The following is a 13,771-nucleotide window of genomic DNA, read 5'->3' on the forward strand; positions in this document are numbered from 1 at the left end:
GTCGTCGTTCACTGCGTGCCTCCTTTGCCGCTCTCCCGAATGTCCGGGGCGATCGCCTCGGCGAGCGCCGAGAACTCCGCAGGGTCGGCGGTGCCCGCGAGAGCATAGGTGCTGCTGCCGGCCTCCGAGGTCATGGCGTACCGCACATTGCCGAGATCGTCCGGCGAGTCGCGGTTGTCATAGATCGTCCAGCGGATGCCGCCGACGGTCGTGGTGCCGGTCGCGAGCGTGTTCTCGAGCTGTGCCGCGAGCCAACTCGGATTGGCGTCGAAGGCCTGTGTCATGCCGATGAACTGGTCCTGCGGGGTCAGGAAGCCGATGTACCAGGCCTGGATCTTGTCGGCGGAACCCGTGCGGAGCTCGGCCGCGTTCGAGCGCCAGCCCTCTGGGAGAGCCGGGTTCGCGAGGACGCCGCGGGTGCTCCGTTGCGCCTCGACGGCAACGGTTGCGTAGTCGACGGCGCGGTCGAGCGGCTTGTCGCTGCGCGGCACGAGAAGCACGATCACGGCGACGAGGGCGAGCGTGGCCAGAAGCGACAGTGCGAGGTTGTTGATGGTCTGTCTGGCGCGGTGCTTGCGCGAGTTCTCCGCCTTGCGTGCGGCCGTCTCATCCGTGGTCTCCGGCCGGCCGAGCTCGGCGACGACGCGCGGAGGTCTGGCCTTTCTCATTCGCCGGATGCCGCAGGCTCGACGCCGGCGCGCGCCGCGTCGAGCCGGGCCTTCGCTCCGATGAGCCACTCCTCGCAGCGCCGCGCGAGGGATTCGCCGCGCTCCCACAGCGTCAGGGACTGCTCGAGCGTCGACGAACCCTGCTCGAGCTCGGCCACGATGCGGATGAGCTCGTCGCGCGCTTCCTCGTAGCTCAACTCGGCGATGTCGTCGTTCACGGGCATGCTCTCGATTCTAGTTGAGGGAGCACTGGTCGTCGGGGTCGTGATCGGCTCGGCTCCCGGTGAGGCTCAGGCTTCCGGCGCCGAGCCGTCGGAGGTGGCGTGCACGGTTCCCGAGGCGAGTGTGAGCAGGAGTCCCGTTCCTGACGGCGCATCGATGGGATCGCGCAGCACGCGGCCGTCGGGCAGTTGGGCGATCGCGTAGCCGCGGTCGAGTGTCGCCTGCGGTGAGAGGGCGCGTAGGTGTCCGCGCAACTCCGCGGTCGTGGTCGTCGCGCGCTCCAGCGCGCGGTCGACGAGTTCCGCTCCGCGTGCGACGAAGCGGGTGAGCTCCTCGGCCCGCGAGTCGAGGATCCACCGCGTCGTCGCCAGCACCGGGCGGCTGCGCAGTTGGCCGATGCGGTCGATCTCTGCCGAGAGGATTCCGGTCAGCCGCGTGCCGATCCTGGCGCGGGCCTGCTGCACCCGGCTGAGCTCCTCGGCGACGTCCGGCACCACGCGCTTGGCGGCGTCCGTCGGGGTGGAGGCGCGCAAGTCGGCGACCTCGTCGAGAAGCGGCCGGTCGGCCTCGTGCCCGATCGCGCTCACGATCGGTGTCGATGCCGAGGCCGCCGCGCGCACGAGTCGTTCATCGCTGAAGCCGAGCAGGTTCTGGAAGTCGCCGCCGCCACGCGCGATGACGATGACGTCGACCTCCGGGTCGGCGTCGAGCCTCTCGATGGCCGCCGTCACCTCGGCGACCGTGCGCTCACCCTGAACCGCGGCGTGGACGATACGGAAGTCGACGGCGGGCCAACGCAGTTGCGCATTGCGCAGGACATCTTTCTCGGCGTCGGAGTCCTTGCCGGTGATGAGTCCGACGCGACGGGGCAGGAAGGGGAGCCGCTTCTTGCGCGAAGGGTCGAAGAGCCCCTCGCTCGCGAGTTGTCTGCGCAGCCGCTCCAAGCGCTCGAGCAGATCGCCGAGGCCCACATGACGCAACTCGAACACCTGCATGGTGAGGGTTCCGCCCTTGACCCACCAGTTCGGCTTGACGAGGGCGATGACGCGATCGCCCTGCGCGAAGTCCCCGTCCAGCCTGGCGCGCACCGACGACCAGACGGTGAAGCTCACGGTCGCGTCCTCGCCGAGATCCTTCAGCTTGCCGTAGACGTTCCCGCCCGAGACGCCCCACTGGGTGAGCTCACCCTCGACCCACGCCGTTCCGAGTCGCTCGATGTAGCCCCGGATCTTCTGCGAGAGCACGGCGACCGGCCATGGTTCCTCCATGGTGGGCGGTGCGTCCGTCACTCGTTGATCCTCCATGTCTTCCCGCGCCCCCAATACTCGCCGACGGTCCGGCGAGACGCGCCTAGACTTGTTCCGTGACAAGCATGACGGATGCCCCAGCCATCGGCCTCGGCATGCCCCGCATCCCGGGCGTGCGCAACCGGCTTAAGGATATCCCGGTCGACGGATACAAGCGGGTGCTCCTCGCGGCACCTCGTGGATACTGCGCGGGCGTCGACCGTGCCGTGATCGCGGTGGAGAAGGCGCTCGAGCACTACGGAGCCCCCGTCTACGTGCGCAAGCAGATCGTGCACAACATCCACGTCGTCACCGAACTCGAGAAGAAGGGCGCGATCTTCGTCGACGAGGTCGACGAAGTGCCCGAGGGCGCGCATATCGTCTTCAGCGCGCACGGAGTCTCGCCGGCCGTCGTCAACGCCGCCGCCGACCGCGGACTCCAGGCAATCGACGCGACCTGCCCGCTCGTCACCAAGGTTCATCGTGAGGCGGTGCGCTTCGCTCGCGACGACTTCGAGATTCTGCTCATCGGCCACGAGGGGCACGAGGAGGTCGAGGGCACGGCCGGCGAGGCGCCGGACCACGTCACCCTTGTGAACAGCCCGGATGACGTGCCGAGCATCGAGGTCAAGGATCCCGAGAAGGTCGTGTGGCTCTCGCAGACGACGCTCAGCGTCGACGAGACCATGGAGACTGTGCGTCGTTTGCGCGAGCGTTTTCCGAATCTGCAGGATCCGCCGAGCGACGACATCTGCTACGCGACGCAGAATCGGCAGGTGGCGATCAAGAAGGTCGCCCAGGATGCCGAGCTCGTGATCGTCGTCGGTTCGGCCAATAGCTCGAACAGTGTGCGCCTTGTCGAGGTCGCCCTGGAATACGGGGCGAGGGCTGCCTATCGTGTCGACTACTCGAGCGAGGTCAGGCAGGAATGGCTCGACGGTGTCGCCACCGTCGGTGTGACCAGCGGGGCGTCTGTACCCGAAGAACTCGTACAGGAGGTACTGCGCGACCTCGCCGATGCCGGCTACGGCGACGTGCAGGAGGTCAAGACTGCTGAAGAGGACCTCATGTTCTCGCTGCCGAAGGAACTGCGCAAAGACCTGCCTGGCAAGAAGGACGAGCGCGCTCTCGGCGGACGCGTCCGCCCGGCCTGAGGCTCGCGCGAGGGTTCTCGAGGTACCGGTCTCGGCGCTCCTCTCATCTGCTTCTGCCGCCGATGTTGCTGTAGAAGTCGATAAGAGCTGGATCGGTCCCGGCCACGAATCCGGCCACGATGAGGAGCACGATCATCGAGAGCACGCCCGCCGTCAGGGGCACCCAGAAGGCCCGTTTGCGACGGAGCATGAGGGTGATGGATGCTGCCACGGACCCGACCCAGAGCGCGGCCTGCGCGATCCCGCCGGCCACGATGATGCCGTCGACCGCGGCCGTCGGCGTGTAGTCGTCCAGGCCTTCCTGGGTGTGCAGTAGGCCGATCGCTTCGGGAAGCGCCGCCTGGGTCGAGATCGCCAGGGTCAGTCCGAACAGGCCGATGACCATGAGCACGATCGTGAGTCGCGCATCCCACCGCGGGATCTCTCGGGGCTTCCTGAAACCGTCGGGGAGCGAGGTCTTCAGCGACGAGCTCGGCCCGGGAGGGGGTGACGGTCGCCCGGCGACTCCTGAGCCACCTGCGGTGGTCGGATCGACGGGCGGTCGCCACGCCCACCCCTCCGGCGCGAGTTCGCCGAAACGTGGGCGCGGACGCTGATCGCCGGTCGCCTCCGCGGGCTCCGAGGGTTCGGCGGGTGTTTCAGCCATGTGTCGGTCGCCCCGTGATCTTTCGGAACAGGAAGGTGAGCGGGTGGCGCTTCACGAATGCGATATGTGCGACGAGCCCGTCCAACTCGTTCCGAACGGCGTCGCGCTCGGAACGCAAGAGGTCGCGCTCGGAGCGCAAAAGAGCGCACTCGTTCTCGATCTCGCGTGCTCGCGTGAGGATATCATCGGGGGGAGTGCTTCGAACGGGGCGACGCCATTCGGAGGGGGGAGCCTGGTCGGGCTCGGCAACGCCGACGTACTGGTAGATGTTGCTCTCGGTGCGATGCAGCATGTCGAAGAACTCGGCGTTGGCGGCCAGACCGATCTTCGCCAGACGCTCGCGCACCATCCCCTCCGGATACTCGGAGACGACCGGCTCCTCGGCGTCGATCCGATAGCCTGCCGATGCGAAGACGTCGTTGATCTCGTCGCCGTCGTAGAAATGGAAGTGGGTCTTGTCGAGGAGCCCGACCTCGGTGTAGCCGAACCGGCCTTCCAGGAGGTCGAGCCGGATCGAAGCATGGCTCATGTTGGGGATCGAGTACACGACGACTCCGCGATCGCGCAGCATGGACCGGATCTTGACCAGGGCGGCTCGGGGATCGGGGAGGTGTTCGAGCACGTCGGCGAAGACGATCACGTCGAAGGTGCCGAGGATGTCTGGTGCGGTGTCGTCCGTGATGTCGAGCACGTGCGCTTCGGAGATCTTCTGACGAGCGACCGCGATGTCGTCGGGATTGAGATCGACCCCGACGACGCTGCACTCGTTCATCTGCTCGAGGGCCTCGCCGAAGTTTCCACTCGAGCAGCCGACGTCGAGCACTCGAGAGCCGCGCGGGATGAACCGGAGCAGGTTCGACCAACTATTGTTGCGGGCATCCCGGTCGAACAGATGGCTCGAGTACTGCGATGTCGGGTTCATTGCGGATATCTTCGCGACGGTTCGGTCAGCTATCGGAATGGCCGGCTGAACCCAGCTGCCTCGTCGACTCGACGACACGGGCGGCCATGGTGGACTCCGCGACCTTGCCCCAGGCGCGGGGGTCGTAGAGCTTCTTGTTGCCGACCTCGCCGTCGACCTTGAGCACGCCGTCGTAGTTCTTGAGCATGTAGTCGGCGACCCCGCGTGTGAACGCGTACTGTGTGTCGGTGTCGATGTTCATCTTGATGACGCCATTGGCGACGGCCTCGGCGATCTCGGCGTCCGTCGAACCGGATCCGCCGTGGAAGACGAGGTCGAGGGGCTTCGGGCCGGTGCCGTACCTGGCCTGAAGGCCGTCCTGGATGTCCTTGAGCAGCTCGGGGCGCAGTTTGACGTTGCCCGGCTTGTAGACGCCGTGCACGTTGCCGAAGGTGAGTGCGGTCATGTAGCGACCGTTCTCGCCGAGGCCGAGCGCCTCGACGGTCGCGATGGCGTCGTCGAGCGTCGTGTAGAGGTTCTCGTTGATGTCGTGGCTGACGCCATCCTCTTCACCGCCGACGACGCCGATCTCGACCTCGAGGATCGCGTTGATCGCCTGGGTGCGCTTGATCATGTCCTGGGCGATCTCGAGATTCTCCGCGAGGGGAACCGCGGAACCGTCCCACATGTGCGACTGGAAGATCGGGTTGCGGCCCGCCTTCACCTCCTCCTCGGATGCCTCGATGAGGGGCAGCACGAAGCCGTCGAGCGCGTTCTTAGGGCAGTGGTCGGTGTGCAGGGCGACGGTCACCGGGTAGTTGTCGGCGACGGCGTGTGCGTACTTGGCGAAGGCGAGGGCTCCGGATGCCCGGTTCTTGACGGTATGGCCGGCGAAGTAGTCTGCGCCGCCCGTCGTCACCTGGATGATGCCGTCGGAGCCCGCCTCGGTGAGACCCTGCAGAACCGCGTTGATGGTCTGCGACGAGGAGACGTTGAAGGCTGGGTAGGCGAAGCCCTTCGACTTGGCCTTGTCCAGCATCTCTGCGTACTGCTCGGGGGTTGCGATGGGCATGTCGTCTCCTTGGGCGATGGCTCGGTGTGCTCAAAGTCTATCCAGCCCGGGGGTGCGGGGGGACGTTGTTCGAGCTCGACTTGACAAATGGTCAGACCAAGCTCACACTCGTTAACATCAGATGGTCAGACCATCAATCCACAACACGTGTCTTCTCGGCTCGGCCGAGCTACAAGGAAGTAGTGAGATGAATCTCCACTCGCTCATGCAGAAGCGAACCGAGGAAGCCGGACCCATCCGCGTCGGCGTCATCGGAGCCGGCAAGTTCTCGTCGATGTTCCTCACCCAGGCGCTCAACACCGAGGGCATCCACGTCGTCGGCGTCGCCGATATAGACGTGCCGAAGGCGAAGAGCGCACTCGAACGGACCGGATGGCCGGCCGAGCGGTACGCCGCCGCCTCGCTCGACGAGGCTCTGCGCACGGGAGCGACCCACGTGCTCGAGAGCGCGGATGCGCTCATCCGGTTGCCGCAGATCGAGGTCATCCTCGAGATCACGGGCAACCCGATCATCGGCACCTACCACGCCATCGCCGCGATCGACAATGGCAAACACATCATCATGGTCAACGTCGAGGCCGACTGCATGGTGGGTCCGATCCTCCAACGCCGTGCCCAGGCGGCCGGGGTCGTGTACTCGATGGCCTACGGCGACCAGCCGGCGCTCATCTGCGAGCTCGTCGACTGGTGTCGCACGGTCGGCTTCGACGTCGTAGCGGCAGGAAAGGGCACGAAATACCTCCCGGAGTACAACTATTCGACTCCTGACACGGTCTGGGACTACTACGGCTTCAGCGCCGAACAGCTCGCGAGTGGAGACTTCAATCCGAAGATGTTCAATTCCTTCCTCGACGGCACGAAGTCGGCGATCGAAATGGCGGCGGTCGCCAATGGCACCGGTCTCCTGCCACAAGACGAAGGACTCCTCTTCCCGCCTGCCGGTGTCGACGATCTGCCACACATCTACCGCCCCCGCGAGATCGGCGGCGCCCTCACCCGCCGCGGCACCGTGGAGATCGCGTCGAGCCTCTACCGTGACGGCACCGAGGTGCAGCGAGACCTCCGCTGGGGCGTCTACGTGACCTTCGAGGCGAAGACCGACTACGCCGTCCAGTGCTTCGCCGAGTACGGTGTGCACACGGATGAGACCGGCCGATACGGCTCTCTCTACCGCCCGTATCACATGATCGGGCTCGAGCTCGGGGTCAGCGTCGCCTCGGCAGTATTGCGCGGAGAGGCGACCGGGTCGCCGACGGGTTTTCGCGGCGATGTCGTCACGACGGCGAAGAAAGACCTCCGCGCCGGCGACACCCTCGACGGCGAGGGCGGCTACACGGTGTTCGGCAAGCTCGCACCCGCCCATGTCTCCCTCGAGCGCAATGCGCTCCCGCTCGGCCTCGCCCACGGGGCCAAGCTCATCCGCGACGTTCCGAAGGATCGCACGGTCTCCTGGGCCGACATCGACGCCGATGGAACCCTTCTCGCAGTGCAGGTGCGCAGGGAGCTCGAATCGGAGTTCCGCGCCGAGTCGCTTCGCGCGGCCTGACCAACAGACCATCAACGCCCATGAAAACTAGACTGAGGGTGATCGGTGAATGCACCGCTTCGCCGCGATGTTCTGAGGGGTTGGTCCGCGATGTCCACAGCGAACGGGTGGGAACCCGTGCAGCGCCTGCGCACTTACGAGCAGGTCATGGCACAGATCGAGGAGCGGATTCTCGACGGGCGGCTCAAGGCCGGCGATCACCTGCCGAGCGAGCGGGAGCTCGCGATCATGCTCGGGGTCTCACGTCCATCGCTGCGGGAATCGCTCCGTGTGCTGGAAGCGCTCGGGGTCGTGGACATCCGCCGTGGGGGCGGCTCGGATGGCGGTGCGGTGCTGGTGGGAACACCAGGCCCCGGCTTCGTCAATCTGCTCAAGCTTCAACTCGCTCTCGGGCACTTCAGCCATACGGATGTGCTGGAGACCCGGATCGCGTTGGAATCGTGGTCCTGCGCGGAGGCGGCCTATCGCTCGACTGAACAGGATCACACGGAACTCGCCGCCATCCTCGATCAGATGGACGACCCCGACATCGAGACGGCCGAGTTCAACCGGCTCGACACCGCATTCCACGTGCAGGTCGCCGAGTCGACAGGAAACGCCCTCACCGCGCACCTCATGGGGTCACTGCGCGTCGCGATCAATCGCCAGATGATCGAGGCCTACGCGGGCCTCGAGGACTGGCACGAGACCGCGAAGACGGTGAGGCAGGAACACCGCAACATTCTCGACGCCATCCGGCGCCGAGAGCCGGATGAGGCCGTGCACCTGGTGCGCGATCACATCCACGACTTCTACAAGATCAGCAACGTCGGAGGAGTGGTCCAAGCCTCCGGATAGCATCACCGGATCCGACCGGCGGTGCCATCCGGTCGGGCCCTCTCCCACGGTGCCCCGGGACAGCGCCGCTGTCTCGATATCAAAGGAGATATGGACAATCCCATGAGCACCATCACCCAGCCCGCCAGCATTCAGGCAGCGCACGGCTCACCCGACAAACTGAAGACCGCGATCGGCAGTGCCGTCGGCACCACGGTCGAGAACTACGACTTCCTCGCCTACGGCACTGCCGCGGCCCTCTACTTCGGCCCGGCGTTCTTTCCCGGAGAGGACCCGGTCGTCGGCGTCCTTCTCGGCTTCCTGACCTTCGGCATCGGATTCGCCATGCGGCCCTTGGGCGGCATCATCGGCGGATACCTCGGCGACAAGTACGGCCGCAAGCCCGTGCTCGTCGGCGCACTCTTCGTCATGGGCATCGCGACCGTGCTGATCGGACTCCTGCCGACCTACGCCCAGGTCGGACTGCTGGCGCCGATCCTGCTCACGCTGATCCGCGTCATCCAGGGCCTCGCATTCGGTGCCGAGTGGGGAGGCGCCATTCTGATGACCTTCGAACACGCCCCGTGGCGCAAGCGTGGCCGTTACGCCGCCATCCCGCAGGTCGGTGTGCCGCTCGGCGTCTTCCTCGCGAACGTCGCCTTCCTGCTCGCCGGCGGGTTCAACAGCGAACTCGCCTGGCGTCTGCCCTTCATGCTGAGCGCCGTGCTCATCGTCGCGGGCCTGATCATCCGCCTCAAGGTCTCGGAATCGCCCGAGTTCGAGGAGTCCAAGGCGCGCGGTGAGCTCGTGAAGAACCCGATCCTCACGGTCATCCGCAACGACTGGCGCACCGTGCTGCGCGTCATCGCCCTGCGTCTTGCCGAGACCGGTGGTTTCTACGTGATCGTCACCTACCTGATCTCCTACGTCACGACGAACGAGATCGCTCCGCGTGAGACCGCGCTGACCGGCCTTATCATCGCCACCGCGCTCGGATGCTTCACGACCGTGATCTTCGGGGCGCTCAGCGACCGCTTCGGTCGCAAGACGGTCTACCTGATCGGCTGCCTCGCGACGATCGCATTCGGGTTCCCGCTGTTCCTGCTCGTGAACACGGCGATGCCGTTCCTCATCGTCACCGTCTACGTCATCGGCCTGACGATCATCCACGACATGCTGGCGGGAACGCAGGGCGCCTACTTCAGCGAACTGTTCGACACGAACACCCGCACCTCGGGAGCTTCGCTCGGTTATCAGTTCTCGGCTGCGATCTCGGGATTCATCCCCTTCATCGCCACGGCGGCTGCGCTCGCCGTCGGCTGGGGCGGCGTCGCCTGGATCTATGTAACGGTTGGCGTGATCGGCCTGGTCGGCGTCTTGCTCACCCGCGAGACCTGGGGTGCGAAGGAACGGGCCGAGGTCGATCGAATCATCGCAGGCGCATAGCCGACAGGCGGGCGCGACGCCGTGCAAGAAGGAGCAATCCCATGAAGACCGTCGTACTCGATGACGACCCGACCGGCACCCAGTCGGCGACCGGTGTGCGCGTTCTGCTCGAAAGCAGCGCGGAGCTGCTCGAACACGCCCTCGCCGAAGCAGACAGCGTCTATGTGCAGACCAACAGCCGCGCGATCGACGAGGCGACGGCCGTCGAGCTCGTGAGCACCGTGCGGTCCCACGCCCTCGAGGCCGGTCGAAGGCTCGGGCAGGAGGTGCAGTTCGTCCTCCGCGGGGATTCCACCCTGCGTGGACACGTCTTCGCCGAGACCTCCGTCTTCCTCGACGAGGACTCGGTCATGCTCTTCGTGCCGGCCTTCCCCGACGGTGGGAGGACGACGCGAGACGGCGTGCACTACGTCTCGATCGACGGCGTGGATGTCGCCGCCCATGAGAGCGAGTACGCAGACGATCCCGTGTTCCCCTTCAGCACGGCGGTGCTCGCCGACTATGTGGCCGAGAAGTCCGGTCGATCCGCCGTGCCTCTCGGGCTCGACGTCGTGCGCGACGGCGATGGGGTGACCAGAGCGCTCCTCGGTGCGGCCCCGGGTTCGGTGGTGGTTCCCGATGCGGTCACGAACGGCGACATCCATGCGATCGCCCGGGCCGTCTTCGAGGCCAGGACGGCTGGGGCCTCGATCGTGGTGCGCTCCGCCTCGCCTCTCGCCGCCATGCTTGCCGGTGTCGAGAGCGAGGGCCTGCTGCGGCGGCCGCTCGTTCCGCACGCTCTGCCAACGTTGCTCGTGTGTGGTTCCCACACGGCGGGGGCGACCGCGCAGCTCGAGCGCGTCGCCGAGGAGTGGGGCGATCCTGTCGTGATCGACACGGGGGACGCGCTCGCCGATCCCAGGCTCGCCGCCGCCGCGGCATCCGCTCAGGTGCTCGCCCAGCTCGAGGAGCGCGGCCTCGCGGTCGTCGTCTCCGAGAGGAAGCGTGCCGTGGAGCACAACACCCTCGGGCATGGTGAGCGGGTCATGGAGGCATTGACGTCTGTCGTGCGAACCGCATTGCCGCAGGTCGACGTCGTCGTGTCGAAGGGTGGGATCACCTCGGCGGATGTCGCTCGCATCGGCCTGGGCGCGCGCGCGGCGATCGTGCTCGGCCAGGTGCTGCCCGGGGTATCGGTCTGGCGGCTCGACGCCGGAGACGGGCGCACGCGGCTCTATGTGGTCGTGCCGGGCAACGTCGGCGATTCCTCGACCCTCGTCGACGTGCTCGATGCACTGCACATCCAGCCGACCTCCGACTGAGCGCTGTCGCCCGCGATAGGCTGAGGCAGGCGGTCTCGCGTGGCGGTCCACGGAGGCTCGGGGAGCGAAGCAGCACCCATGCCACTGAGCATTGTGTCCGAGAGGGACCCATCATGATGAGTACCGAAACCGCCAGCCTCTTCCTGCACCCGGATCGCAACCTTGCGATGGAGCTCGTGCGCGCGACCGAGGCCGCCGCGATCCGTGCCGTGCCGTGGATCGGGCGGGGCGACAAGCTCGGTGCTGACGGCGCCGCCGTCGACGCCATGCGTGCCTTTCTCGGAACCGTCAACTTCGACGGCGTCGTCGTCATCGGCGAGGGCGAAAAGGACGAGGCGCCCATGCTCTTCAACGGTGAACGTGTCGGAAACGGGCGCGGCCCGGCCTGTGACATCGCGGTCGACCCGATCGATGGGACGAGTCTCACCGCGGCCGGTCGCCAGAATGCGCTCTCGGTGATCGCGGTCTCCGATCGCGGCACGATGCTGGACGCGTCGAGCGTGTTCTACATGGACAAGATCGTGACCGGGCCGGAGGGCATCGGGGTCGTCGACATCCGGCGGCCGATCGGTGACAACATCCGTGCGCTTGCCACAGCCAAGAATATGGATGTGGGGGATCTGCGCATCGCCGTGCTCGACCGTCCGCGTCACGAGCAGCTCATCGCCGACATTCGAGCCGCCGGTGCCGGCACCCGGCTCATGCTCGACGGCGATGTCGCCGGCGGCATCAATGCCGCTCGCTACGACTCCCGCATCGACATGTGCGTCGGCATCGGCGGCAGCCCGGAGGGCATCACGACGGCGTGCGCGATCAAGGCCATCGGGGGCTTCATGCAGGGCCGCCTCGCGCCGAGGGACGACGCCGAGCGTGCCCGGGGCGAAGCGGCCGGCCTCGACTGCGATCGGGTCTATGACGCGGACGGGTTGGTGAAAGGCCACAACACCTTCTTCGTGGCGACAGGTGTGACCGACGGTGGTCTCGTGGCCGGGCCGCGCAAGATCGGCCGCACCCACATCCGCACCGAGAGCATCGTGCTGCGCTCTCAATCGGGCACGATCCGTCGTGTAGTGGCTGACCACCTCGTCTCGAAGTGGCTGTAGTTCCTCCGCTGCGCACCACGTCGACATCGGCCGGTCGGGACCAGTAGCCGACCGGCTGGCGCCCGCGCGGCGTCAGGAACTTGGCGTTCAGGAACTTGGTGTCAGGATGCGAGTGAGTTCGCGTCGCGCCCGATGGAGTCGTTCTCACTGCCGTCGAGTTCGGTGTCGTCGAGTTCGGGGGAGGTGAACTCCGGCGCAGCGATCCCGGCTGTGGCTGAGCCGGATAGCTCGAACTCGAGCGCCGTGAGTTTGCGCGGTGACTCGTGAACGGGTGCCGGTTCCGTGAGCAGCGTAAGCTTCGTCTCGTCGATGCCGGGGAACTGCCTGGCGGTCACGAGTACGCGGGTCTCGAGCGAGTTGGCGAACTTGTTGTAGCTGTCCACGGTGCGCTCGATGGCCTTGCGCAGTCCATCTGCGTGAGCTGAGAGCGTGCCGAGTCGCTGGTAGAGAGTGTTGCCGAGGTCGAAGAGCTTCTTCGCATCATCGGTCACCGCCTGCTGCTGCCAGGTGTAGGCCACGGTCTTGAGCACAGCCCAAAGATTCACGGGCGAGGCGAGGGCGACGCGCTTGGCGAAGGAGTAGTCGAGGATCGCCGGATCGGCCTCGAGCGCAGACGACAGCAGGGATTCGCTCGGGATGAAGGCGATGACGAACTCCGGGCTCGCGTCGAGACCTTCCCAGTAGGTCTTCTTCGCGAGTGCATCGATGTGACCGCGCACGGCCTTGACATGCCTGTCGACGAGAGCCTTGCGCCGCGCACCCTCCTCGCCGTTGGCGGTCACGGGGATCTGGCTGGCCTCGAGGTAGTGCTCGAGCGGAACCTTCGCGTCGACCGCGATCGACTTGTCGCCGGGAAGGCGGATGACCATGTCGGGGCGTCCGGCTCCGGCATCCGTCGTGATGCTCTGCTGGGTGTCGAAGTCGACGTACTGCGCCAGACCGGCTGCCTCGACGACGCGCCGCAGCTGGGTCTCGCCCCATACTCCGCGGGTGCTGTTGGAGCGCAGAGCGGAGGCCAGCGACTCCGTCGTGGCCCGCAACTGCTCGTCGGAGACCTGGGCCTGCTTGAGCTGCTCGGAGATCGAGCCGTACTGCTCGCTGCGCTGTTTCTCGAGTTCCGCGACCTTCTGCTGCATGGTCTGGAGCGTTTCGCGCACGGGGCTGAGGGCCTGAAGCACGGCGCTCTCGCGTTTCTCGCGCTCAGACTGCTCGGCCTGATCGGCACGATGACGGTCGACGAGGTCGCGGTATTGCTGCTTGTGATGCTCGACCTGTTCCTGCAGATTGGCGACGGTCGCGACGGCCGAGGCGAGGTCGGCGCGGATCTCGGCCTGAACGGCCGCCTCAGCGGCTTTGAGGTCTGCGCGCGCCGATGCCTCCGCCGCGCGCAATTCGGTCATCTCGACGGCATGCCGCGCGGCGACGAATGCCGGGTTCTCAGCGACCGGCTGCTGTGCCGCCCGGCGACCCAGGAGCAACCAGACGAGGATGCCGCCCAGCGGCGCTCCGATGACGAGGCCGACGATCAGACTCAGGATGGGGTCCATGGCTCCAGTGTCGCAGTCACCACCGACATCGTCGTGACGACGGGCGCTGGACTGCGATTCTGG

Annotated in this window: 13 protein-coding genes; 6 read left to right on the forward strand and 7 right to left on the reverse strand. The window is 66.5% G+C overall.

Annotated features, from left to right (window positions below; genetic code table 11):
- Positions 1–8 precede the first annotated feature (8 nt).
- From ACFQB0_RS02470 to xseA, 3 genes are all read right to left on the reverse strand, one after another.
- Positions 9–668: a DUF4245 domain-containing protein gene (locus ACFQB0_RS02470; RefSeq protein WP_386727162.1), complete on the reverse strand. Its 660-nt coding sequence runs from the start codon at positions 666–668 to the stop codon at positions 9–11.
- Positions 665–892: an exodeoxyribonuclease VII small subunit gene (locus ACFQB0_RS02475; protein WP_386727165.1), complete on the reverse strand. Its 228-nt coding sequence runs from the start codon at positions 890–892 to the stop codon at positions 665–667. Before ACFQB0_RS02475 ends, ACFQB0_RS02470 begins: the two co-directional genes overlap by 4 nt.
- Positions 893–958: 66 nt before the next feature.
- The gene (gene xseA, locus ACFQB0_RS02480; RefSeq protein WP_386727167.1) at positions 959–2,194 is read right to left on the reverse strand and encodes an exodeoxyribonuclease VII large subunit; all 1,236 of its coding nucleotides are present in this window, start codon (positions 2,192–2,194) and stop codon (positions 959–961) included.
- Positions 2,195–2,292: 98 nt separating this feature from the next.
- On the opposite strand from xseA, the gene ACFQB0_RS02485 reads away from it, so the two are divergent.
- Entirely contained in the window at positions 2,293–3,330 is a 1,038-nt protein-coding gene (locus tag ACFQB0_RS02485) for a 4-hydroxy-3-methylbut-2-enyl diphosphate reductase (protein ID WP_386729603.1), read from the forward strand.
- A 43-nt stretch (positions 3,331–3,373) separates the two neighbouring features.
- On the opposite strand, the gene ACFQB0_RS02490 is transcribed toward ACFQB0_RS02485, so the two are convergent.
- The 3 genes from ACFQB0_RS02490 to fbaA are packed head-to-tail and all read right to left on the reverse strand — an operon-like array spanning position 3,374 to position 5,949.
- Entirely contained in the window at positions 3,374–3,976 is a 603-nt protein-coding gene (locus ACFQB0_RS02490; protein ID WP_386727170.1) for a DUF6264 family protein, read from the reverse strand.
- Entirely contained in the window at positions 3,969–4,898 is a 930-nt protein-coding gene (locus ACFQB0_RS02495; protein WP_386727172.1) for a class I SAM-dependent methyltransferase, read from the reverse strand. Before ACFQB0_RS02495 ends, ACFQB0_RS02490 begins: the two co-directional genes overlap by 8 nt.
- A gap of 25 nt (positions 4,899–4,923) precedes the next feature.
- Positions 4,924–5,949, reverse strand: coding sequence for a class II fructose-bisphosphate aldolase (fbaA, locus tag ACFQB0_RS02500; RefSeq protein WP_386727175.1), 1,026 nt, complete (start codon positions 5,947–5,949; stop codon positions 4,924–4,926).
- A gap of 187 nt (positions 5,950–6,136) precedes the next feature.
- Between fbaA and ACFQB0_RS02505 the strand changes: the two genes are divergently transcribed.
- The 5 genes from ACFQB0_RS02505 to glpX all read left to right on the forward strand — a co-directional run bounded on the left by ACFQB0_RS02505 (position 6,137) and on the right by glpX (position 12,161).
- Entirely contained in the window at positions 6,137–7,495 is a 1,359-nt protein-coding gene (locus ACFQB0_RS02505) for an NAD(P)H-dependent oxidoreductase (protein WP_386727178.1), read from the forward strand.
- 90 nt (positions 7,496–7,585) lie between these two features.
- The gene (locus ACFQB0_RS02510) at positions 7,586–8,332 is read left to right on the forward strand and encodes a FadR/GntR family transcriptional regulator (RefSeq protein ID WP_386727181.1); all 747 of its coding nucleotides are present in this window, start codon (positions 7,586–7,588) and stop codon (positions 8,330–8,332) included.
- Positions 8,333–8,434: 102 nt separating this feature from the next.
- A complete protein-coding gene (locus ACFQB0_RS02515; protein ID WP_386727183.1) occupies positions 8,435–9,757 on the forward strand; it encodes an MFS transporter in 1,323 nt (440 codons plus the stop codon).
- Between the two features lie 41 nt (positions 9,758–9,798).
- Positions 9,799–11,058, forward strand: a complete 1,260-nt coding sequence (locus tag ACFQB0_RS02520) for a four-carbon acid sugar kinase family protein (RefSeq protein ID WP_386727186.1) — start codon at positions 9,799–9,801, stop codon at positions 11,056–11,058.
- Positions 11,059–11,174: 116 nt separating this feature from the next.
- On the forward strand, positions 11,175–12,161 hold the full coding sequence (gene glpX / locus ACFQB0_RS02525; protein ID WP_386729606.1) for a class II fructose-bisphosphatase: 987 nt from the start codon (positions 11,175–11,177) through the stop codon (positions 12,159–12,161).
- A 101-nt stretch (positions 12,162–12,262) separates the two neighbouring features.
- On the opposite strand, the gene rmuC is transcribed toward glpX, so the two are convergent.
- Positions 12,263–13,708 (reverse strand): DNA recombination protein RmuC, encoded by a 1,446-nt coding sequence (gene rmuC, locus ACFQB0_RS02530; RefSeq protein ID WP_386727189.1) that lies wholly within the window; start codon positions 13,706–13,708, stop codon positions 12,263–12,265.
- Positions 13,709–13,771 lie beyond the last annotated feature (63 nt).

Origin of the sequence: Luethyella okanaganae, assembly GCF_042660285.1 — a bacterium.
Classification (GTDB): Bacteria; Actinomycetota; Actinomycetes; order Actinomycetales; family Microbacteriaceae; genus Luethyella; species Luethyella okanaganae.